General features: G+C 74.7%; 18 protein-coding genes and 1 pseudogene. 10 read left to right on the top strand and 9 right to left on the bottom strand.

The annotated features are described in order from the left end of the window. Positions 1–83: 83 nt before the first annotated feature. Genes ACF1BN_RS08110 through ACF1BN_RS08100 form a run of 3 tightly spaced genes read right to left on the bottom strand, consistent with a single transcriptional unit; the run spans position 84 to position 4870 of the window. A complete protein-coding gene (locus ACF1BN_RS08110) occupies positions 84–845 on the bottom strand; it encodes an ABC transporter ATP-binding protein (protein ID WP_392330753.1) in 762 nt (253 codons plus the stop codon). Beyond that, entirely contained in the window at positions 842–3604 is a 2763-nt protein-coding gene (locus tag ACF1BN_RS08105) for an ATP-binding cassette domain-containing protein (protein ID WP_392330752.1), read from the bottom strand. The genes ACF1BN_RS08110 and ACF1BN_RS08105 overlap by 4 nt, the downstream gene beginning before the upstream one ends. Before the next feature lie 12 nt (positions 3605–3616). Further along, a complete protein-coding gene (locus tag ACF1BN_RS08100; RefSeq protein WP_392330751.1) occupies positions 3617–4870 on the bottom strand; it encodes an ABC transporter substrate-binding protein in 1254 nt (417 codons plus the stop codon). Between the two features lie 156 nt (positions 4871–5026). Here ACF1BN_RS08100 and ACF1BN_RS08095 point away from each other — a divergent pair, with 156 nt between their 5' ends. Then, positions 5027–6004 (top strand): TauD/TfdA family dioxygenase, encoded by a 978-nt coding sequence (locus tag ACF1BN_RS08095; RefSeq protein ID WP_392330750.1) that lies wholly within the window; start codon positions 5027–5029, stop codon positions 6002–6004. Positions 6005–6144: 140 nt separating this feature from the next. Beyond that, positions 6145–7299 (top strand): S1 family peptidase, encoded by a 1155-nt coding sequence (locus tag ACF1BN_RS08090; RefSeq protein ID WP_392330749.1) that lies wholly within the window; start codon positions 6145–6147, stop codon positions 7297–7299. A 236-nt stretch (positions 7300–7535) separates the two neighbouring features. Here ACF1BN_RS08090 and ACF1BN_RS08085 read toward each other — a convergent pair whose 3' ends face one another. After that, on the bottom strand, positions 7536–9035 hold the full coding sequence (locus ACF1BN_RS08085) for a DHA2 family efflux MFS transporter permease subunit (protein WP_392330748.1): 1500 nt from the start codon (positions 9033–9035) through the stop codon (positions 7536–7538). 228 nt (positions 9036–9263) lie between these two features. On the opposite strand from ACF1BN_RS08085, the gene ACF1BN_RS08080 reads away from it, so the two are divergent. The 5 genes from ACF1BN_RS08080 (at position 9264) to ACF1BN_RS08060 (ending at position 14575) form a co-directional block, all read left to right on the top strand. Further along, on the top strand, positions 9264–10019 hold the full coding sequence (locus tag ACF1BN_RS08080) for an ABC transporter permease (protein WP_392330747.1): 756 nt from the start codon (positions 9264–9266) through the stop codon (positions 10017–10019). Positions 10020–10223: 204 nt separating this feature from the next. Then, a complete protein-coding gene (locus ACF1BN_RS08075; RefSeq protein ID WP_392330746.1) occupies positions 10224–10979 on the top strand; it encodes a (5-formylfuran-3-yl)methyl phosphate synthase in 756 nt (251 codons plus the stop codon). Positions 10980–10988: 9 nt separating this feature from the next. After that, positions 10989–12407, top strand: a complete 1419-nt coding sequence (locus tag ACF1BN_RS08070) for an aldehyde dehydrogenase family protein (RefSeq protein ID WP_392330745.1) — start codon at positions 10989–10991, stop codon at positions 12405–12407. Next, positions 12404–13513: an NAD(P)-dependent alcohol dehydrogenase gene (locus tag ACF1BN_RS08065; protein ID WP_392330744.1), complete on the top strand. Its 1110-nt coding sequence runs from the start codon at positions 12404–12406 to the stop codon at positions 13511–13513. Before ACF1BN_RS08070 ends, ACF1BN_RS08065 begins: the two co-directional genes overlap by 4 nt. 75 nt (positions 13514–13588) lie before the next feature. Then, entirely contained in the window at positions 13589–14575 is a 987-nt protein-coding gene (locus tag ACF1BN_RS08060) for an SAM-dependent methyltransferase (protein ID WP_392330743.1), read from the top strand. Between the two features lie 126 nt (positions 14576–14701). On the opposite strand, the gene ACF1BN_RS08055 is transcribed toward ACF1BN_RS08060, so the two are convergent. Continuing rightward, positions 14702–15235, bottom strand: a complete 534-nt coding sequence (locus ACF1BN_RS08055) for an EF-hand domain-containing protein (RefSeq protein WP_392330742.1) — start codon at positions 15233–15235, stop codon at positions 14702–14704. A 294-nt stretch (positions 15236–15529) separates the two neighbouring features. After that, a complete protein-coding gene (locus ACF1BN_RS08050; RefSeq protein WP_392330741.1) occupies positions 15530–16156 on the bottom strand; it encodes a TetR/AcrR family transcriptional regulator in 627 nt (208 codons plus the stop codon). Positions 16157–16343: 187 nt separating this feature from the next. Here ACF1BN_RS08050 and ACF1BN_RS08045 point away from each other — a divergent pair, with 187 nt between their 5' ends. Further along, the gene (locus ACF1BN_RS08045; protein ID WP_392330740.1) at positions 16344–17960 is read left to right on the top strand and encodes a serine hydrolase domain-containing protein; all 1617 of its coding nucleotides are present in this window, start codon (positions 16344–16346) and stop codon (positions 17958–17960) included. 187 nt (positions 17961–18147) lie between these two features. Next, entirely contained in the window at positions 18148–18792 is a 645-nt protein-coding gene (locus tag ACF1BN_RS08040; protein ID WP_392330739.1) for a hypothetical protein, read from the top strand. 95 nt (positions 18793–18887) lie between these two features. Here ACF1BN_RS08040 and ACF1BN_RS08035 read toward each other — a convergent pair. Continuing rightward, a pseudogene (locus tag ACF1BN_RS08035) lies at positions 18888–19240 on the bottom strand (TetR/AcrR family transcriptional regulator); the annotation flags it as partial. Positions 19241–19348: 108 nt separating this feature from the next. On the opposite strand from ACF1BN_RS08035, the gene ACF1BN_RS08030 reads away from it, so the two are divergent. Continuing rightward, entirely contained in the window at positions 19349–19789 is a 441-nt protein-coding gene (locus tag ACF1BN_RS08030; RefSeq protein WP_392330738.1) for a DUF4345 domain-containing protein, read from the top strand. A gap of 343 nt (positions 19790–20132) precedes the next feature. Here the strand turns inward: ACF1BN_RS08030 and cpt are convergent, their stop codons facing one another. Then, a complete protein-coding gene (gene cpt / locus ACF1BN_RS08025; RefSeq protein ID WP_392330737.1) occupies positions 20133–20666 on the bottom strand; it encodes a chloramphenicol phosphotransferase CPT in 534 nt (177 codons plus the stop codon). A gap of 92 nt (positions 20667–20758) precedes the next feature. Then, a complete protein-coding gene (locus ACF1BN_RS08020) occupies positions 20759–21385 on the bottom strand; it encodes a DUF998 domain-containing protein (protein WP_392330736.1) in 627 nt (208 codons plus the stop codon). Positions 21386–21613 lie beyond the last annotated feature (228 nt).

The following is a 21613-nucleotide window of genomic DNA, read 5'->3' as shown; positions in this document are numbered from 1 at the left end:
TACCCCCGCCGACGACCCGTACCCCACCGGCTGCCCCTGCCCCACCGGCGGGACGGCCCCGCCGTACGTCGTGCCCCGGCGTCTCACAGGGCGGGACCGGCCGCCCCGGGACCGGGGCTGCCGAGGTACGCGTCGCGAACCGCCGGGTGGGCGTGGACCTCGGCGGGCGTGCCCTGGGCCAGGACCTCGCCGAGGTCGAGCACCACGACGCGGGAGCACAGGTCCATCACGAAGGCCACGTCGTGCTCGACCAGCAGCACCGCGCAGCCCTCCTCCTCGGCCGTGCGGCGGATGACGGCGGCGAGCAGGCGCCGCTCCTCGACGGTCGTACCGGACGCGGGTTCGTCCAGGAGCAGGACCCGGGGCGGGTCGGCGAGGGCGCGGGCCAGCTCGACCATCCGGGCCTGCCCGACGGGCAGGCCGCCCGCGTACGAGCCGGCCAGCGCGTCGAGCCCGCACGCGTCGAGCACGGCGGCGGCCCGCTCCCGGTGGCGGCGTGCCGCGGCCGGGCGGAGTCCGCCGCGCCACTCCTGCGCGACCACGAGGTTGTCGGCGACCGTCAGCTGTCCGAAGAGCTGCCGGCGCTGGAAGGTGCGGCGGATGCCGTGCCGGGCCCGCCAGACCGGGGACCGGCGAGTGATGACCGTGCCGTCGTACACGATCTCGCCCCCGTCCGGCCGCCGTATCCCCGACAGCACGTCGAAGAGCGTCGTCTTGCCCGCGCCGTTCGGTCCGATCAGACCGCAGATCTCCCCGGGGTGTACGGAGAGGGTCACCTCGCGCAGGGCGTGGACGCCGCCGAAGCGGACGTCGACGCCGCTCGCGCGGAGCAGCGGGGTGTTCATCGGCGTGCTCCCTTCCCCAGATAGGCCTCGGCGAGCCGGTCCCTGTCGACCTCGGACCGGGGTCCTGACCAGACGATCCCGCCCCGTACGAGGTACGCCACGGTGTCGGCGACGCCGAGGACCTCGGCCGCCTTCTCCTCGACGAGCAGCAGAGCGGTCCCCCGGTCCCGGAGTTCGCCCAGGAGCTGGAACACCTCCTCCACGACGCGCGGCGCCAGTCCCAGCGACGGCTCGTCGGCGACGAGGACGTCCGGCGGCCGCTGGAGGAGCGGGGCGAGGGCGAGGAGCTGCTGCTCGCCGCCGGAGAGCGAGCCGGCGAGGACGGTGCGGCGGGCGGCGAGCGCCGGGAAGCGCGCGTACACCGCCTCGCGGTCCTCGGCGTCAGCCAGCTGGAGCGCCAGGTTCTCCTCGATCGAGAGACCGGCGAAGATCCCCCGCCCCTCGGGAGCCAGCCGCACCCCACGGCGCGACCGGGCGACCGCAGGGTCACGGGTCGCGTCCTCGCCGCCCACGCGCACGATTCCCCCGGCCGGTCGCAGCAGTCCGCCCGCCACCCGGCAGAGCGTCGACTTCCCGGCGCCGTTGGGTCCGAGCAGCACCAGCGCCTCGCCGGCCCGCACCGCGAGGTCCACGCCGTGCAGCACGGCCGCGCCGCCGTACCCGGCGTGCACACCGCTCAGTTCGAGCGCGGGCGCTTCCGCCGCCGTGCCAGCCGGGTCGCCGGACGGTCCGGAGGCGGGTGCGGGAGCCGTCACGCCCCCGGCCCGCCGCCCCGGCGCGGGGACCGGCGCCCGTCTCGGCGGATCCGGCTCCGGCCCCGGCCCGGACTGCGCCCTGCGCGCCGACGCCACCGCTGCCCGCCGGGCCGCCCGCCGGGACGGAAGGGCGGCGCAGTACCCGTCCGGGTCGTTCGCGAGCGCGAGGCCCGCCAGGCCGAAGAGGATCACCGGCAGATGGGCGGAGTCCGTCACGTACTCCGTCATCAGGTGCGGGACGACCGCGAACACCAGCCCTGCCACCACCGCGAACTGCGGTCTGCGCACCCCCGCCGCGACGACGACCGCCAGCCACACCAGTCCCGTCATCGCCGTGAAGTCGGTCGCGGTGATGCGGGTGTTGTACGAGGCGTAGAGCACGCCTCCGAAGCCCGCGAGGCCCGCCGACACCGTGAACAGCAGGAGTTTCGTGCGCACCACCGACACGCCCGACGCCGCGGCCGCCTCGGGGGCCGAGCGGACCGCCAGCATGGCCCGGCCCCAGCGGGAGCCCCGCAGCCAGGTGAGCAGGGCGACGGCGACCGCGCTGAGCAGGACCAGCGCGAGGCCGAACGCCCGGTCGTCGCCGAGGTCCACGGGGCCCACCACCGGTCGGGGAATCTCCCATCCGGTGTCGCCGTTGCGCAGCGGGCCGAGCTGGAAGAGGACTTGGTCGGCCAGGAAGGCGAGGGCCAGGGTGGCCGGGGCCAGTGAGCGGCCGCCGAGCCGCAGGGCGGGCAGCGCGACCAGCGCGCCGAGCAGGGCGGCCGCCGCCGTACCGGCCGCGGCGGCGGCGGCGAAGGGCCAGCCGTGGCTCATCAGCAGGCCGGCGACGAGGGCCGCGCCGGTGACGAAGGTCGCCTGGGCGAGCGACACCATGGCGCCGACTCCGGTGACCACGGTGAACGACATGAACACGAGCCCGATCGCGAGCCCCTGGGCGAGGGTCCCGCTCCAGAAGGGTGTGGTGACGGTGTAGAACGCCGCGCCGAGCAGCACGCCCGCCACTCCCCACGCGCCCCACCGGCGGACGCCGCTCCGTCCGGCGAGGTGGTCGGTCGGTGGCGGGTCGGCGGCCGCCGTGCCGGCGGCGCGCTGCCGCCGGACCAGGACGAGGAGGCCGATGAAGAGGACGAGGAAGGGGACGGCGGTGCGGAAGCCGGTGATGTCGTCGGTGAACGACGCGTACCCGGCCACCAGGTTCTGGAGCACTCCGAGTCCGAGTCCGCCCGCGAAGGCGAGGGGCACGGACACGAACCGCCCGAGGGCGGCCGCGGTGGCGGAGACGAAGAGGAACAGCGTGTAGTCGTGGGCGGAGAGCCCGAGGAGCGGGGTGGCGAGGACGCCGGCGAGGCCCGCGAGGCCGGAGGACAGCATCCACGCGATCGAGGAGAGCCGGTCCGCGCTGATGCCCCGCAGTTCGGTCAGCGTGCGGTCGTCGACCGCCGCCCGCAGGCGCAGCCCGAGCCGGGTGCGGCGCATCAGGACCCACAGGGCGGCCGCCGCGAGGGCCGTGGCGATCCAGGTGATCAGCTGGTCGGAGTCGATTCCGACGCCGTCGAGCGGCTGCCAGGCCACGGCGGGGCTCGGCCCGACGCCCGGCAGCCCGAACTGGTTCTCGGCGGGCTGGACGGGTGCTCCGGCCCGCTCCAGGAGTTCGACCGCCCACAGTCCGGCCGCGGGCAGCGCGACGAGCAGGCCGATGGTGGCCACGATCTGCGCCGTCTCGCCGACCCGGGCCAGTTTCCTGAACATCAGCCGGTCCAGGGCCCAGCCGAGGCCGGGCGCCACCGCGAACACCAGGAGCAGCGCGGTGGGCACGGCCGGCCAGCCGAAGCCGGAGTGGAGCTCGTAGAAGGCCAGCGCGCAGAGGTACGCGGTGGCGCCGTGCGCGAAGTTGAAGAGCCCGGAGGCGGAGGAGGAGAGGACGAGGCCGGTCGCGAGCAGCGCGTAGAGCGCGCCCGAGACGAGGCCGCTCAGGACGAAGCCCAGCAGGTCACCCACGTGCCGCGCCCCTCAGCCGAAGGGGATCGGCGGGTAGCACGTGAAGGGCACCGCCACCTCGTAGCGCCCGTTCTTGAGCTGGACGAGCGCACCGCAGCCGAAGCTCTCCTTCTTCCCCTTGGGCAGGGCGCGGTCCCCGACGAGGGTCCCGGTGTCCGAGAAGCCGTCGGCGGCCTTCTGGAAGGACTCCACGGTCAGGTCCTCGCCCGCCTTCGCCGCGATCGCGAGGAAGAGGTCGGCGCTCATGTATCCGGTGAGCATGTGCATGTTGAGCGGGACCTCCTTGCCTCCCGCGGCCTTCCTGATGTCGTCCTTGAACTGCCGCATCGCGGGGCTGTCCGACTCGAAGGGCTGGAACTGCAGCAGGACGTGGACCCCGTCGAGGGCCTGCTTCGTCGCGTCCTTGGCGAGCAGTCCGGGGTCGTAGTCGGTCGGGTCGGAGAGGACGCCCCGGTAGCCGGAGCGCTTGAGCGCGGTGAACAGGCCGATGTTGTACGGCGTCTGCATCACGGAGATCACGGCGTCGGGCGCGCCGCCGCCGGGGCCCGAGCGCAGGATCTCCTTGGTGTAGGCCGACCAGTCGCTGGGCATCGAGGTCGCCGGGACCACCGCCTTGGCGTACGGGACCTGGAAGCCGGCCGCCTTGAAGCCCTGCGTGAAGGTGCGGATGCCGAACTTGCCGGCGTCGTTGTCGCCGGCGATCAGCGCGACCGACCTGCCGCGCGCGCCGCCGAGGACGGAGGCGAGGCTCTCGGGCCAGGTCTGGTTGAGCGTGCCGCCGGGCGTCGGGACGAGGCAGCCGTTGAAGCCGTAGATGTGGGCCGGCCCGCAGAACGAGGGGAGGGTGCCCCAGCCGACCGTCGGGACCTTCTGGGTGTCGAGGAAGTCGGCTCCGGCGAAGGTGACCGAGCTCATCGGGGAGACCGCGAAGACCTGTTCCCGCTGGACGAGCTTGCGGGCCGCGGCGAGGTTCCTGGCCGGGTCCTGGCCGTCGTCCTCGGCACCCAGGTACGCGATCTTCCGCCCGTTCACCCCGCCCTCGGCGTTGGCCCGGTCGTAACGGGCGCGGGCGCCGAGGTCGGAGTCCTTCTTGGAGTAGCCGCTGGCGGTCGTCATCGAGACGATGCCGCCGACCTTGATGGTGTCGGCGGTGACTCCGCGCGCGGAGGAGGAGGCGGGGGTGTCTCCGCCGGTGGAGGCGGAGTTGCAGGCGGTGGCGAGGAGCAGGGCGAACGTGGCGGCGATGACGCGCAAGGGTCGAGACACGGGCGATCCCTCCATCGGGTGCCCGCATTCTGTGAGTGATCTGACGAACCGTCAATAACTGATGGTCCGTCACTTCTGTGCTCCGTCACAAGATCAGTGGTTTGAACGCGCCGCTCCCCCGCCAGTCTGTGAAGGGGGACGCAAGGGAGGATCCTCATGACCGCACCGCGCAGGACCGAGGGCCCGTCGAGCTGGACCGCGGAGACGCTGAGGACGGAGGAGTGGCTGCTCCCGATGACACCGGAGGCGGCCCGCGCTCCGGCGGCTCCGGCGGCTCCGGCGGCTCCGGCGGCTCCGGCGGCTCCGGCGGGCGACGCTCCGGTCGGGGACCCGCTGGTGGACGGGGCCCACGCCGGCCTGTGGCACGGCACGGGGTTCGTCGTGCTCCGGGGCCTGGACCTCGCGGGCCTCACCGACGAGGAGTGCGTCGAGCTGTGCGCGCGTACCGTCGCCCGGGTCTGCGCACCGGCGGGGCTCCGCCTCCAGCGGTCCGCCCACGAACTCCTGACGGCGGCCACGGCTCCCGCCGTCCCGCGCGCACCGGCCCCGGACACCCCCACCGTCCCGGACGGCGAGCCCGCCGCCTCGCGCCCACCCGTCCCGGACACCCCCGCCCTCCCGGACGGTGACGACCAGACGCTCCTGCCCCACATGGATCGCGGCGAGGGGCCCCGGCCGCCGAGGCTCCTGGCGCTGCTGTGCGTCCGACCGGCCCCCGAGGGCGGCGAGTCCCTCCTGGCCAGCGGCCCGGCGCTGCGCGATCGCCTCGCCGCCGAGCGGCCCGAGGCTCTGCGCGAGCTCTCCCGGGACTTCAGTTTCGGACGCGGCCGGGACTTCGACCGCGTCCGCCCGGTGTTCGACCTCGCCGGCCCGACCCTGCGGGTGCACTACAACCGCTACTGGATCGCCCGCGGCCAGGAGGAGGCCGGCACCCCCTTCGGTCCGGCCCGGCGCAGCGCCCTCCAGGCCCTGGAAGCCCTCCTCCACGACCCGGCGATGGTCGTCACCCTGCCCCTGCGCCGGGGCGACCTGCTCCTCGTCGACAACTCCTCCGTCCTGCACGGCAGGACGCCCTTCAGGAACGGCGGCACGCCGGAGACCCGGCGCCGCTACGCGCGCGTCTGGGCGGACTGACCGGGGCGCACCCGGGGGTCGAGGCCGTCTCCACGACAGGCCGATTCTTGGTATGGACCTGACAAGCGTGGACCGTTAGCGTGTCCGTGGCACTCCTTGAGAGCGCTCTCAGCGTTTGACTCCCCCCACCTGGAGGTCCCGTGAAACGCACCACCCCCCTGCGCACCGCCCTCGCCGCCCTGCTCCTGACGGTCGGTCTGGGCGCCGCCCACGCCGGCGCGGCGAGCGCCGCCCCGTCCGCGGAGCCCGGCGCCGTGGCGCCGTCCGCCTCCGCAGGACTCCTCGACGCCATGCGCCAGGACCTGGGGCTCACCCCGGCGCAGGCCGAGGAGCGGCTGCGCGCCGAGAAGGCCGCCGTCGCGGTGGAGAAGGCCGCCGTGCGGCGCGCCGGCGCGGCCTACGGCGGCTCGTGGTTCGACCCGGCGGCCGGCCGGCTCGTCGTGGCCGTGACCGACCGCGCCGAGGAGGCCGGGGTGCGCGCCCTGGGCGCCGACACCCGGCTGGTCCGGCACAGCGCCGCCGCCCTGGACCGCGCCAAGGCCCGCCTCGACACGCTCCGCGCGCCCGCCGGAGTGGCCGGCTGGCACGTCGACCCGAGGAGCAACAGCGTCGTGGTCGACGTCGTCCGCTCCGAGCGGCAGTCCCCCGCCGTACGCTCCTTCGTGGACCGGGCCCGGGCGGGCGGGCTCGTCACCGTCGCCGAGACGGCCGAGGCGCCCCGTACGTACGCGGCGGGGACCGTCGGCGGCGACCCGTACTACACCGGCAACGTCCGCTGTTCCATCGGCTTCTCCGTCCACGGCGGCTTCGTGACGGCCGGTCACTGCGGTCGTGCGGGCGCGGCGGTGCGCGGCTGGGACGGTTCCGCGATGGGGACCTTCCAGGGGTCGTCGTTCCCCGGTGACGACTACGCCTATGTCTCGATCCACAGCGGCTGGTGGACCGTGCCCGTGGTCCTCGGCTGGGGCACCGTCCCCGACCAGCTCGTCCGCGGCTCGAACGAGGCCCCGGTCGGCGCCTCGATCTGCCGCTCGGGCTCGACCACGCGCTGGCACTGCGGCACGGTCCTGGCCAAGAACGAGACGGTCAACTACAGCCAGGGCGCCGTGCACCAGATGACGAAGACCAGCGTCTGCGCCGAGGGCGGCGACTCCGGCGGGTCGTTCCTCAGCGGCGACCAGGCCCAGGGCGTCACCTCCGGCGGCTGGGGCAACTGCTCCTCCGGCGGCCAGACGTGGTTCCAGCCGGTCAACGAGATCCTGGCCCGCTACGGCCTCCGGCTCCACACCGCCTGACGTACGGGCGGGGCAGAACCCCTCGCGGAGTCCACCCCGCCCTCCGGCGCCGGCCCGGCCCGCGGGGCCGGGGGCGGGCGGCCGGTCGTCCCCCGGCGTGGGCTCGCCCTCGGTCCGATCGGGATCGTGGGCGGAGGGGACGCCCGCGCCACCTCGGAACGGACCCCGCCCCGGCGGCCCGAGGCCGGGACCGACCGCCGGGGCGGAGGGTCTCCGGTCCCGGTCCCGGTCCGGCGTCAGCCCGGGGTGTGGGCGGTCTTGCTCGGCGCGGTGTCGTCCTCGTCCGGGGCCTGCGCCTCGGCCGGCGGCTGCGGGGTCGGCGGGGTGCGGACGAGCAGGGCGACCAGCACGGCCAGGGCGCCGAGGGCGGCGCCGACGGCGAAGCCCCAGCGGATGCCCGCGCCCAGCGCACCGGTGGCGTCGGCTCCCCCGGCCGCCGCCGCGGCGGCCCTACCCGACATGACGCTGATGACCAGCGCGGTGCCGGCGGCGGCCGCGACCTGCTGGAGCGAGCCCAGGATGGCGGAGCCGTGGGGGTAGAGGTGCGGCGGCAGCACGGAGAGGCCGGAGGTGAAGACGGGGGTGAAGACGAACGCCATGCCGGCGCTCAGGGCCACGTGCAGCACCAGCACCAGCCACGGCGAGGTCTGCTCGGCCGTCAGCGCGAGCAGCGCGAGGCAGAGCGCCGTGATCACCGCTCCGGGGACGACCAGGCGCGGGGCGCCGAACCGGTCGTAGAGCTTGCCGACCTGCGGGCCGAGGAGACCCATGGTCAGACCGCCCGGGATGAGGAGCAGGCCCGTCTGCAGCGAGGTCAGGTCGCACACCTCCTGCAGATACAGCGGCAGCAGGATGAACGCGCCCATCAGCGCCATGAAGGACACGCACATCAGGCCCAGCGCCACGGAGAAGTGGCGGAAGGTCAGGGCCCGCAGGTCGAGCAGCGGCGTCGACGAGCGCTGGAGGACCAGCTGCCGCCACACGAACAGGCCCACCAGGACGGCGCCGATCGCCGTCGTGGCGGCCGGGGGCACGGCGGCCTCGGCCGCGTTCTCGGCACCGAGCCCGCTCAGGCCGTACACGAGCGCGCCGAAGCCCGCCGCCGCCAGGGGGACCGAGACCCAGTCGATCGGCCCGGCCTGCGGCTCGCCGATGTCGACCAGCTTCAGCCGGCCGAACACGGCCATCGCCCCGGCGATGGGCAGCACGGCCAGGAACAGCAGGCGCCACGACCCCAGTTCCAGCAGTACGCCGGAGACCGCCGGGCCCAGGGCGGGCGCGACGGAGATGACGAGGGTGATGTTGCCCATGACCTTGCCGCGCTCGTGCGGCGGCACGAGCGTCATCAGCGTCGTCATGAGCAGCGGCATCATGACGGCAGTGCCGCTCGCCTGGATGACCCGGGCGGCCAGCAGCACGGGGAAGACGGGCGCGGCCGCGGCCAGCGCCGTACCGGCGAGGAAGAGCGCCATGGCGAGGGTGAAGGCGGTCCGGGTCGTCACGCGCTGGAGGAACCAGCCGGTCACCGGGATGACGACGGCCATGGTCAGCATGAAGGCGGTGGAGAGCCACCCGGCGGCCGCCGCGCTGACCTCGAACTCCCGCATGAGCCGCGGGATCGCGTTGACCATGATCGTCTCGTTCAGGAGGACGACGAACGTGGACAGCACGAGGATCCGCAGCACGGCGGTGACGCGGGCGGGCGAGGGGGTGGGCGTTGCGTGGGCTGCTTGCATGGCGCCTTCCGTGAGGTGAGTGTCCTCCGCGGGTCGCGGGTCCCAGGGCAGACCTCGGCGCCGGGAAGAACTCATCGGTGTCACCCGATCCTGTCGGCACGGCCGCCGGAGCTCAAACGAATTTGCCGGACTCCGCCGGCCGGCGCGCGGCTCGACCCTCCTCTCGCCGGCGCTCCCCCGGCGGACGACCCCAGGTGTTCCCCCTACGGACGACCCTAGGGTGGGCGCGTGCTGTTGAACCTGAACGCGACCTTCGTGGTCCTGTTGGTGGCTCTGCTCGCCCTCGCCGCCGGAGTGGTCGCCGTCGCCGGACTCGGACGCCCGCGCGACACCCTCGTCGCCGGGGCGCGGGCGGCCACGCAGCTCGTCGCGGTCTCCTTCGTGATCGGCTGGGTCGTCCGCGCGGTGCCGCCGCTGCTGTGCTTCCTGCTGCTGATGTACGCGGTGGCGGTGCGCACGGCGGGCCGCCGGGTCGTGCCGGCGCCGGGGCGTTCCTGGCCCTGGACGGCGGTCCCGATCGGCGCCGGTGTCGTCCCCGTCGTCCTGGCGCTGCTCGTCACCGGGGTCGTACCCGCCCGGGGCATCGCGCTCGTCCCCGTCACCGGCATCCTCATCGGGGGCGCGCTGACCGCCACCGTGCTGTCGGGACGCAGGGCGCTCGACGAACTCGCCACGCGCCGGGGCGAGGTGGAGGCCGGCCTGGCGCTCGGGCTGAGCGAGCGCGAGGCGCGCATGGAGGTGGCGCGCGGGGCCGCGGCGGACGCGCTCCTGCCGGGCATGGACCAGACACGTACCGTCGGCCTGGTCACCCTGCCGGGCGCGTTCGTCGGCATGCTCCTCGGCGGCGCGTCCCCCCTGCACGCGGGCGCGGTGCAGTTGTTCGTCCTGGTCGCGCTCCTGCTCGTCCAGGCGGTCGCCACCGCCCTCACCCTGGAACTCGTCGCCCGCGAGCGGCTCGTCCGCCCTGAACCACCCCTTCCTTAGGCCCTGTTGTCACCGGCGCGCATGCCCCTGCTCGGCGCGCACGGCGCACCGTGCCCCGGCGTGCGCGCCCCCCGCGTGATCTCCGCGCGCCCTACCGGCGGCCGCACCCGGGTGGACATGATGAGGGCGCGCACCGCGCAGGAATCTGGTGATCCGCATCCCCGTCCTCCGGCCGGGAGCCCTGCGGTGGAAGGAGCTCGCTTCGTGTTGCTTCTCGTCTCCCCGGACAGCGTCGAGGAAGCCCTCGACTGTGCCAAGGCCGCGGACCACCTCGACATCGTCGACGTCAAGAAGCCCGACGAGGGCTCGCTCGGTGCCAACTTCCCTTGGGTGATCAGGGAGATCCGCGACGCGGTGCCGGCGGACAAGCCGGTCTCCGCCACCGTGGGCGACGTCCCGTACAAGCCGGGGACGGTGGCGCAGGCCGCGCTGGGCGCGGTCGTCTCGGGCGCGACGTACATCAAGGTCGGGCTCTACGGGTGCACCACGCCCGAGCAGGGCGTCGACGTCATGCGGGCGGTCGTGCGGGCGGTGAAGGACCACCGCCCGGACGCGCTCGTCGTCGCCTCCGGTTACGCCGACGCCCACCGAGTCGGCTGCGTGAACCCGCTCGCCCTGCCCGACATCGCCGCCCGCTCCGGCGCGGACGCGGCCATGCTCGACACCGCCGTCAAGGACGGGACCCGGCTCTTCGACCATGTGCCGCCGGACGCCTGCGCCGAGTTCGTCCGCAGGGCGCACGTCTCCGGGCTGCTTGCGGCGCTCGCGGGCAGCCTCGCGCATGCCGACCTCGGTGCGCTGACCCGCATGGGAACCGACATCGTGGGGGTGCGGGGCGCGGTCTGCGAGGGCGGCGACCGCAACGCCGGGCGGATCCGTCCCCAGCTGGTGGCCGCCTTCCGGGCGGAGATGGACCGGCAGGCCCGGGAGCACGCCGTCGGCGTCCCCGCGGCCAACTGACCGCCGGGTATGCCGGCCCCCGAGACGGGCGGCGTCCTCGGACGCCGCGCCGGACGCTTCCCCGTCGTCGACCCGGCCACCGGGGAGACCTTCGCCGAGGCCCCCGACCAGCGGCCGGAAGAACTGGACGGCGTGGTCGACCGCGCCCGACAGGCCTGGTACGGCTGGCGCTCCGACCCCGCCGCCCGGGCCGCCGCGCTGTGCGTCGCGGCCGACGCCGTGGAAGCGGCGGGCGGCGAACTGGCCCCGCTGCTCACCCGGGAACAGGGCAAGCCCCTGGCCGAGTCGTACGCGGAGGTCGCGCGCACGGCGGCCCGCCTGCGCTACTTCGCGGGCCTGACCCCCAGGACCCGCCGCATCGACGACGGCCGGCCCGTGCGCAGCGAGGTCCGGTGGCGCCCCCTCGGCCCCGTCGCGGCGATCGTGCCGTGGAACTTCCCCCTCCAGCTCGCGGCGGCGAAGTTCGCGCCGGCGCTCGCGGCGGGCAACACGGTGGTCCTCAAACCGTCGCCGTACACCCCGCTCGCGACCCGGCTGCTCGGCTCCGTCCTCGCCGCCGTCCTGCCGGAGGACGTCCTGACCGTCGTCACCGGCCGCGAACCGCTCGGCGCCCGGCTCGCGTCCCACCCGGGCATCCGCCACGTCACCTTCACCGGCTCGGTGCCCACCGGCCGTGCCGTCGCCGGCGCGGCCGCGGCCTCGCTCGCCCGCGTCACCCTGGAGCTGGGCGGGAACGACGCGGCCGTGCTCCTCGACGACGTCGACCTGGAGCGGGTCGCCGACCGGCTGTTCTGGGCGGCGTTCCGCAACTGCGGGCAGGTGTGCATGGCGGTGAAGCGCGTCTACGCCCCGGCCCGGCTGCACGCCGAGGTCGTCGAGGCGCTCGCCGAGCGCGCGAAGAGCGTCACGGTCGGTCCCGGCCTCGAACCCGGCACCCTGCTGGGGCCGGTCAACAACGCCGCTCAGCTGGCCCGCGTCGAGCGGGTCACCGCACGGGCCCTCGCGGACGGCGGCCGGGCCGCGGCCGGCGGCCGGCGGCTCGACGGGCCCGGCCGGGCAGGACACTTCTTCGCTCCGACGATCCTCACCGACGTGCCGGCGAACAGTCCGGTGGTGACCGGGGAGCAGTTCGGACCGGTGCTGCCGGTACTCCCCTATCAGGACGTGGACGAGGCCGTCGAGGCCGCCAACGCCACCGGCTTCGGTCTCGGCGGCTCCGTCTGGGGCACCGATCTCGACCGGGCCGAGGCGGTGGCCGGCCGGCTCGACTGCGGCACGGCCTGGATCAACCACCACGCCGAGCTGTCCCTCGCCCAGCCCTTCGCCGGCGTCAAGGACAGCGGGGTCGGCGTCGCGGGCGGACCTTGGGGGCTCTACGGGAACCTCCGCCCGTTCGTCGTCCACCGCCCCGAAGAGGTGGCGGGGTGAGGTTCCGGGCCGCCGTGCTGCGCGCGTACGAGGACCCGTTCACGGTCGAGGAGGTGGCCCTGCGGACCCCGCCCGGTCCGGGCGAGCTCCTGGTCGAGATCGCGGGCGCCGGGATGTGCCGTACCGACCTCGCGGTACGGCGCTCCGCGGGCCGCAGCCCGCTGCCCGCCGTCCTCGGCCACGAGGGCGCCGGGGTGGTGGTGCGGTCGGGCGGCGGACCCGACACCACGATCGGGGTGGGCGACCACGTCGTGCTGAGCTTCGACTCCTGCGGGCACTGCCGGAACTGCCTGGGCGCGGCACCCGCGTACTGCGACTCCTTCGCCTCGCTCAACCTCTTCGGCGGCCGCGCGGAGGAGCCGCCCCGGATCGTCGACGCGGCCGGGAAGGCGATGGCGCCGCGCTGGTTCGGCCAGTCCTCCTTCGCCGCGTACGCGCTCGTCCCCGCCCGCAACGCCGTCCGGGTCGACCCCGGCCTTCCGCTCGCCCTCCTCGGGCCCCTCGGCTGCGGCTTCCTCACCGGCGCCGGAGCCGTCCTCGACACCTTCGGCGCGGGCCCCGGCGACACGCTGGTGGTCCTCGGTGCCGGAGCCGTCGGCCTGGCCGCGGTGATGGCAGCCGGCGCGGCCGGCGTACGGACCGTGGCGGTCGACCGGCATCCCGCGCGGCTCGCCCTGGCCGAGCGCTTCGGCGCGCTCCCGCTCGCCGCCTCCGAGGCCGGCCTGCCCGAGCGGATCCGGCGGCTCACCGACGGCGGCGCGCGGTACGCCCTGGACACCACGGCCTCGACGGCGCTCATCAACGACGCGCTCCGCGCACTGCGCCCCACCGGCACCCTCGGCCTGGTGGCACGCCTCCCCACCGCGCTCTCGCTGGAACCGGGCACGCTCGACCGAGGCCGTACCGTCCGCCACATCTGCGAGGGCGACGCCGTCCCGAGACTGCTGATACCCCGGCTGATCGCGCTCTGGCAGGCCGGACGCTTCCCCTTCGACCAGCTGATCCGCACCTATCCGCTCGCCGACGTCAACGAGGCCGAGCGCGACTGCGAGGCGGGCCGCGTGGTCAAGCCCGTGCTGCTCCCCGAGGGAAGCGGCCACCCCTGAGAGCGGGGCGCGGCGGACGCGCGCTCGCCCCGGCACACCACCCCTCGTCCCCTCACTTCCGCCCACGGAGACACCATGACCGGCACGGCGCCGCTCTCACCCGACCGGCAACGACAGCGACAGGAGCAGGAACTGCGACAGGAACAGCGACAGGAACAGCGGCTGGAGCAGGAGCAGCGGTCGGACACGGAAGGCGTGGACGGGGGCGTCGGCCTGACGGCTCTCCTGGTCGCCGCGGCGCGGGCGATCGAGACGCACCGCCCCGACAGCCTGGCCCGGGACGACTACGCGGAGCACTTCGTGCGCGCGGCCCCGGTCTGCGCGGAGTGGCCGGTACGCATCGAGCAGGTCCCGGACGGGGACGGCGACCCGCTCTGGGGACGGTTCGCCCGCTACTTCGGCCTGCGGACGAGGGTCCTCGACGACTTCCTGCTCCGCTGCGTGAGGGGGGACGCCCGCCAAGTGGTCCTGCTGGGCGCGGGGTTGGACACCCGGGCCTTCCGGCTGGACTGGCCGTCGGATCTGACGGTCTTCGAGATCGACCGCGCGGGTGTGCTGGAGTTCAAGCAGCGGGTGCTGACCGGCCTGTCCGCCGCCCCTCCGGTGAAGCGCGTCCCCGTGCCGGTCGACCTGCGCGCGGACTGGGTCACGGCGCTGACGACCGCCGGCTTCGACCCGGCCGTGCCGAGCGTCTGGCTGGCCGAGGGCCTGCTCTTCTACCTGCCGGGTCCCGCTGAGACGCACCTCGTCGACATGGTGGACCGGCTGACCGTCGGAGGCAGCGCGCTGGCCTTCGAGGCGAAGCTGGAGAAGGACCTGACGGCGTACCGCGACAGTGCGATCTACACGGCGACGCGGGAGCGGATCGGCATCGACCTGCTGGGCCTGTTCGACCTGGGACCGCGCCCCGACTCGGCGGGCGAGCTGGCGGCGAAGGGCTGGTCCACCTCGATGCACACGCCCTTCGACTTCACCCGCCGGCATGGACGCGGCCCGCTCCCCGAACCGAACGACGCACTGGAGGGCAACCGCTGGGTGTTCGCCCACAAGCTCGGGATCTGACGGGCCGGGGGGGCGAGAGGCCGACGGGCTGACGCGCCGGGAGGCGAGGGGGCGACGGGCCGAAGGGTCAACCGGCCGACCCGTGGCCCGGCGACCTCTCGGCCCGCCGCTCGCGGGAGGGGCGTGTCAGCCGGCCCGGACGGCCACCAGCTGGTCTCCCGGGATCCCGGCCAGGTCCGGCGCGTAGTAGTCCTCGATGCCGGCGGCCCACGTGGCCACCGGAACGCGGTCGTCGGCGTCCGGGCCGAAGGCGTCGAAGAGGGCGTGGATGTTCGCCTCCTCGAAGCCGATCGCCGTCATCAGCGACAGGAAGAGCGGGCGCTCGATCAGACCGTCCCCGTCCGGGTCGCCGAGCGCCGACAGCGCGCCGGCGAACTCCGCGACGGTGGGACCGAAGCGCTCGGGGTCGAGCACGAACGGCCGGAACTCGTCGACGGTGATCACCCCGTCGCCGTTGGCGTCCAGCTCGGTGGCCAGCGTCGTCCACCAGCGGCGGAACGAGGTCCGGAGAGCGTCCCTGGCCCCCTCGTCCGAGGCGGTGGCCACCTTCAGGACACGGCCCGTCATGAGGTCGAAGTCGTCGGAGTCGATGACTCCGTTGCCGTTCGCGTCGAAGAGGGAGAAGACCAGCTCGACGCGCTGGGCGGCCTCGGTTCGCATCTGTGTCACCTGTCTGTCACGGCCCGCGGGTCCGATCCCGGGGCCTGGTGGTCCGTCAGTGCCCCTACGTAACCGCGCGGGGGCACGGGTGCGACGGAGTTCCGCTCTCCCGTACCGGAAGGAGTGACAGCGCTTCGGCCATCGGTCCGGGCGCACGCCGGGGCGGGGGCCGGGCCCCGATGCGCCCTGCGGCGGGCCCGGTCTCGATGCGCCTGGGGGCGCGGCCTCGATGGACTGTGCGGCGGTCCGGTTCTCCCCGGCGGCGGCCCGGGACGCCGGGCGGGCCCGGTGCTCTCAGGCGTACTGGCGACAGGGGCCGGGGAAGGCGGCGCGGGTGCGTGAGGTGACGAGGGCGAGGGCCGCTCGGGACGCGGCGGTGTCGGGGTCGGAGCCCAGTTGCAGTGCCAGGCCCTCGACCAGGCCGTGCAGTTCCAGGGCCGTGAGGTCCGGGTCGGTGGCGTCGGGGACCTCGCCGCACTCCTTGCCGTTGCGCACGGCGGCCGCGAGCCTGGCACGGATGAGCCGGCCGGTCTCCGCGTAGGCCTGGGCGAGGCGGGGGTTGTCGACGGTGCGGCCGACGAAGGCCAGGCTCACACGGTGCGCGGATCGCCTGCCCGGGTCCACCGGCAACCATTGGGCGAGCCCTTCGACGACCACGTCGCGAATCGGCAGCCGCAGGGTACTCGACCGCTCTTCGAGCGCCGAGACGCGCTCCAGGACCTGCTGGACGACCCTCTCGTACGTGAACAGCAGCATCTCGTCCTTGGAGGCGAAGTAGTGCTGCACGTGCCCGACGGACACCCCCGCGGCCTCGGCGGTGCGCGCCACCGTGACACGGTCGAGCCCCTGTTCGGTGATGAGTTGCTGAACCGCGTCGGCGACCTGGATGCGCCTGGCGTGATGATCGACGACCTTCGGCATGGGGCCAGCGTATCCCTCCGTCGCCCTTGCGGAACGCTTTTACCGTATGTTCATATTGCAAAAAGTCAGGGCGGGACGGAGCGACGGGAAGGGCTGCGGCATGGGAACGCGAACGGGGCGTCGAGCCGGGAGGCGGACGCGGCGGCGCGGGTGGCGGCTCGGACCGACCGCCGCGTGGTGCGCGGCGGTGCTCGTCACGGGGATCGGGACGGCCTCCGCCGCGCCCTCCGTCACCCCGGCGGAGGGCCGCCCGGCGGACTCCGCCGCCGTCCTGTCAGCGGACGAGCGGCGCGCGGACGACGGGGGCACGGACGACCGGGGCGCGGCCGACGGGGGCACGGACGATCGAGGCGCGGGCGACCGGGAACGCTGGTCGGACGTGGACGCCTTCGTCCGCGAGCGGATGGAGGCGACCGGGACGCCCGGCGGCGCGTGGGCCATCGTCGAAGGCGGCGCGGTCGTGCACGAGCAGACCTACGGTCGGGACGGGCGGGGCGCGCCCGTCACCCCGGACACGCCCTTCCTCTGGGGCTCGGTGGCCAAGCCGGTCACCGCCCTCGCCGTGATGCGGCTGGTCGAGGACGGCCGGGTGCGGCTCGACGCGCCGGCGCGGACGTACCTGCCCTGGTTCCGGCTCGCCGACCGAGGGGTGTCGGACCGCATCACCGTGCGACACCTCCTGACCAACACCAGCGGCATCCCCGCCTCCGCGACGGCCGAGGTGCAGGACCGCTACGACAACGCTCCCGGCGCCCTGGCCCACGCGGTCCGCGATCTCGCGCGGATCGCGCCGGGCGTCGAACCTGGCACGGCCTACGCGTACTCGAGCGCCGGGTACGCCGTCCTCGGCGCGCTGGTCGAGGAGGTCTCCGGGCAGGCGTACGGCACGTACGCGCACAAGCGGATCTTCGACCCGCTCGGCATGGAGCACGCCATCGCCACGGAGGACGACGCCGCGCGCGAGCGGGTCGCGCCGGGCCACCGCCTCGTCTTCGGCCGGCCGGTTGTCTTCGACGCGCCGTACGACACCGCCGGCGCCCCCGCGGCGCACGTGGGCGGCAGCGTCAGGGACGCGGCGCGGCTCGTCCTCGCCCAGCTCGGTGGGGGCGAGGTGGACGGCCGACGGGTCCTGTCGGCGCGGGGGATCGCCGAGATCCACCGGGGTCAGACCGACAGCGACATCGACCGGTTCGGGCTCGGCTGGTCGGTCGGAACCCTGCCCGGGACGGGCGAGCGCACCGTGTGGAAGTCCGGTTCCCTGCCCGGGTACGACGCCATGATCGTCATGCTCCCCGAGAGCGACCGGGCCGTGATCGTCCTGCAGAACGCCTTCCATCTGCTCCGCGCCCAGGAGTTCCACCACGCCGCCCTCGGCGCCGCCCGGATCCTGTCCGACGCGGAACCGGGCACCGCGCCGACCGACCCGCTCGCCACCGTCCTGCCCTGGTCGGCGACCGCCCTCGCCGTCCTGCTGACGCTGTGCGCGGCGGCTCCGGCCCTGCGGTTCCTGCCCGGCCGTCGGGCGGCGGCCCGGGCGCGCTCCCGTCGCCGGATCCTCTGGACGACCGCTCTCTCGGTCGGCGCCTCGCTGACCTTGGTGGTCCTCCTGTGGTGGGTGCTCCCCGCGGCCCTCGGCGGCACGCTCGCCTCGGCCCTCCTGTGGCTGCCCGACACCGGCTGGAGCGCCGTGGCCGCCGTCGCCGCCGCCCTGTTCCTCGCGGCGGAGCGCGCGTCGCTCGCGGTGACGGACCTCCGGCGCAGCAGGGCGGTCGATCCGGGCGCGCTCACGTCCCGCCCACGGTGAGGCGCCGGGCCTCGCCGCTCGAAGGCCGGGCGGGACGGGTGCCGGAGAGGTACGGGGCCGCGCCCCCGCTGCCCGCGCGGCACGACCGCCGGCCGTCTGCCGCCCCAGGCTTTTGCTTCAGGATCCTGCCGGGTCCCGGCGTGATCCGGAGGCACGGCCCGGTCGGCCCGTCGGGAACACTGGGCGGGTGATCGTCGCGCAGCCCGTCCTCGAAACGCACCCGTCCGACGGCTTCGGCCTCTGGCCCGTCGCCGAGCCCGAGCCGTCCGGTTTCCTCGCGCTCGACGGCACGCTCACCTCCGCCGAGGTCGGGGCGGCGGTCATGTACATCGCCACCTGCAACGACATCGATCCGGACGGCGACCGGCCGCCCCGCCCCGCCGATCCCCTCGCCTCGTTCCTCCACGGACTGCTGACCTTCGACACCCTCTTCGCCTCGGGCGGTCTGCGCATCACCGACCTCGCCACGGGCGTCACCTTCCTGCCCGGCTGCTGCGACGGCCTCGAGGACTGGCGCGACTGGTCCCGGCTCGTCGCCGGTGACGGCCTGCTCGGCTTCGGCCACGCCCCCGTGACACCGCTCGCGGAACGGCTCGGCGGCACGATCCGGCTCACGGTCGACGCCGAGCGGAGCGGCAGCCCGTTCATCGAACTGACGCCGTCCGGACTCCGCGACCTCCTCGCCGGTGCGGAGCGCGACCTTGCCGCCTTCCGCGTCCTGGCGGACGACTGGGCCTCCGCCAACCTGCCCGCTCACCGGGCCGCGGTCGGAGCGGCGCTCTCCCGCGTCCTCGATCTGCCCGACCTGCTTGGCCCTTCCCGACCTTCCTGACCTGCCGTAGCGTCCGGCGACCCGGTCGGTTCTCGGCGTCAGGGCCGCCGCGATTCGGAGGCGGGGTCCTCGGAGAGGAGCGGGCGGAGGGCGCCGAGGGCGTCCTGGTCGTTCGTCGTGATCGTCTGGGTCACCGGGTCGCCTGAGAGGACCCGGCTCGCGGCGAGCACGGCGTTGCGGTTCGCCGCGAAGTAGTCGGGATGGACGTCCATGCCCTGGACGAGCTGCTCCACAAGGGAGTTGGCCGGATCGAGCCGCGTGGCGGCGAACAGCTGGTCCGCCGCCTGCTGGTACACGGCCGCGAAGAGGGCCTGCCTGCCGGGGAAGTGATGGTAGAGCAGGGCTCCCGAGACTCCGGCCCGTTCGGGTGCGCGGCGAGGAGGTGCGCGCCGGCGCCGAGGAGCTGGTGACGGCGGCCGTTGGGAGCAAGCCGCTGTCGGGAGGTCACGGACGAAGCCACGTTGACATGTCTCTACCAGCCCACCCAATCTGGGACCCGCACACGGGCACACGCACGTCCACGCTCCGCCACAGCAGTCCGGAGGACGAAGGAACCATGGCCAAGACCCTGCGCTTCCTCACCGCACTGATGGGCTGGGCCTGTGTGGCGATCGGCCTGCTCCACGTGGCCCTCGGCAATGCCGCGATCCCCGGCGCGGGCTCCGCCGGCGCCACCGTCGACAGCCTGGGCCGCTTCCTCGGGGCAGCCTTCGCCGGCTACGGTCTGGCCTGGCTCTGGACGGCGCGGCAACGCCCCATCCCGGCCCAGGCGGTGCGCTGGCTGTCCGGCGTCTTCCTCCTCGGCGCCGTCGGCCGCCTGATCTCGCTCGCCGTGCACGGCTGGCCCCACGACTTCCAGATCGCCCTGACGGTGATCGAGCTGGTCCTGCCACCGGTCCTCTTCTGGCTGGCCGACGCGGAGGAGCGCGTCTCCCCCGGACCCGCCCGGCCGCTCGTGCCACATCCGTCGAGCGGTGACGCCGACCCGGCCGACTGAACGAGCCAGCGGCTGCCCCGGCGGACGGGGCCGGCGGTCGAGGCGGCTCGGTGCCCGTCCGCTGAGGGCGCAGAGGGCCGCGTCGCCGAGGATCAGCACGAGGCAGGACGTACGGGAGTCCGCCGCCACCGCGAGCCCGGCCCTCGCGCTCTCCGTGGCCACGGCCGCAGGCCGGCGGCGGTCCTTGCACACACCTTCGGCCGTACGCGCGCCCCGCCCGCGCGACGGAAGCGCCGGTCGGGGCTACGTTGAGAAGGTCAGGGGCAGAGCGAGCGGCCCTGCCCTTGACCCACCCTCGACGTGCGTCCGGGGCTGGTGCTCTGGCGTCTGGGCCGCGCGGCCTTCAGCCGACGCGGGCGGCGATGGTGTGCGCGCAGGCCAGTGACTCGGTACGGGTCGTGTCCACCTCCAGGTCGTACGCCACCCCCTCGTGCACCACGTCCGCCTGGAGGGCGGCCATACCCTGGACGCGGTCCCCCCTGGCGACCTCCCGGCCCAAGGCGACCGCGCCGTTGCACCTGACACCGATCCAGAGCACGTCGACCCCTTCGGCGGCCTTCCGCCATCGCTTCTGGGACTCCGCGCCGCCGAGGAAGACGTCGTCGACGACGACCCGGGCTCCCGCGCGGGCCATCGTCGCGATCCCCTCCCTCCAGGCCGCCTCCAGCCTTCCGAACTCCGCACCGACGCTCACGCCCCCGTCCGCCTCGAAGACGATCCCTTCGTCCGACGTCCGCATGCTCGCGGGCAGCGCGTCCACGAAGGAGTCGACGCCGAACGCGAGCCACGGGTCCGGAAGCACGTGCTGCAGACAGCGCACGATCCCGGACTTCCCGGAGCTGGAACCGCCGTTGAGAATGATCATCTGGGTAGCCATCGCGCCACCCTAGGGGTCCGCGCCTCCGACGCGCAGGCACCGTGGCGTGGTCGGTGGGCTGCTGTCGCGCCGGCCGCGCGGCGCCGGTGTCGCTATCGGCCCTCCTCGGCTCGCTCCGTCTCCGGGACGGCTGCCACCCGCCCGGGGTGGCGGACGCAGGAGGCGACGACCACGAGGGGCCAGAGCGACTGGATGCAGGTCACCATGCGTTCGGCGATTCCGGAGGCGCCGTGGCGGTTGATCTCGACGAGGAACCAGACCGCACCCGCGCCTATCAGGAGGGTGGCGGCGAGGGCGGGAGCAGGGCGGAGCCCCCACGGAGCGGCCGGGTCCTTACGGGCCGCGAGGACCGGCCACAGGGCGAGGAGCGTGAACCCGACGGCGGCCAGCGAGCCGTGACGGAGCGAGCCCCCGCTGCTGGGCGCCGGCACGAGTGCGACGAGCAGCGCCGCCACGCCTCCGCCGGCCAGTGCGAGCCGGCCGGCGGACACGGCCGCGCGCAGGCCCCACGCCGTGACCAGATGGCAGACGCCGAGCCCGAGGAGGGCCGAGGTCATCACCCAGAATCCGGGAGCTCCGTAGGCCGCGAGGACGCTGATCGTCTGGGTGACGGGATCGTAGGCGGAGCCTTCCAGGTGCCCGGCGACCACCCAGCCGGCGATCAGCAGGACGGGGGCGCATCCCGACGAGACCAGGGCCCAGAGGGGTACGGATCGCATCGCCCCACCGTAGGACCAGCACGGGCCACCCGTACGGACCGCCATGACTCGGCGTGTGGCGCGGGGTTCGGTCACCTCCCGGAGGGATGACGTCGGACGGCGGGCGGCGGGCGGTCGGGGCAGGAGAGCCGGGCGGCGGGCGGCGGGCGGCGGGCGGCGGGCGGCGGGGCAGGAGAGCCGAGCGCTCCTGCCGGCCACCCGCATCCGGTCCCGGACGACACCTCGCGG

This window comes from Streptomyces sp. NPDC014861 (assembly GCF_043081625.1).
In the GTDB taxonomy this organism is placed as follows: Bacteria; Actinomycetota; Actinomycetes; order Streptomycetales; family Streptomycetaceae; genus Streptomyces.
This window is presented reverse-complemented; position numbering and strand designations above follow the sequence as displayed.

Excerpts from the sequence above, each read along its gene's own strand:
- ACF1BN_RS08110 (WP_392330753.1), bottom strand. The coding sequence starts at position 845 with ATGAACACCCCGCTGCTCCGCGCGAGCGGCGTCGACGTCCGCTTCGGC.
- ACF1BN_RS08095 (WP_392330750.1), top strand. The coding sequence starts at position 5,027 with ATGACCGCACCGCGCAGGACCGAGGGCCCGTCGAGCTGGACCGCGGAG.
- ACF1BN_RS08085 (WP_392330748.1), bottom strand. The coding sequence starts at position 9,035 with ATGCAAGCAGCCCACGCAACGCCCACCCCCTCGCCCGCCCGCGTCACC.
- ACF1BN_RS08070 (WP_392330745.1), top strand. The coding sequence starts at position 10,989 with ATGCCGGCCCCCGAGACGGGCGGCGTCCTCGGACGCCGCGCCGGACGC.
- ACF1BN_RS08060 (WP_392330743.1), top strand. The coding sequence starts at position 13,589 with ATGACCGGCACGGCGCCGCTCTCACCCGACCGGCAACGACAGCGACAG.
- ACF1BN_RS08055 (WP_392330742.1), bottom strand. The coding sequence starts at position 15,235 with ATGCGAACCGAGGCCGCCCAGCGCGTCGAGCTGGTCTTCTCCCTCTTC.
- ACF1BN_RS08050 (WP_392330741.1), bottom strand. The coding sequence starts at position 16,156 with ATGCCGAAGGTCGTCGATCATCACGCCAGGCGCATCCAGGTCGCCGAC.
- ACF1BN_RS08030 (WP_392330738.1), top strand. The coding sequence starts at position 19,349 with ATGGCCAAGACCCTGCGCTTCCTCACCGCACTGATGGGCTGGGCCTGT.
- cpt (WP_392330737.1), bottom strand. The coding sequence starts at position 20,666 with ATGGCTACCCAGATGATCATTCTCAACGGCGGTTCCAGCTCCGGGAAG.
- ACF1BN_RS08020 (WP_392330736.1), bottom strand. The coding sequence starts at position 21,385 with ATGCGATCCGTACCCCTCTGGGCCCTGGTCTCGTCGGGATGCGCCCCC.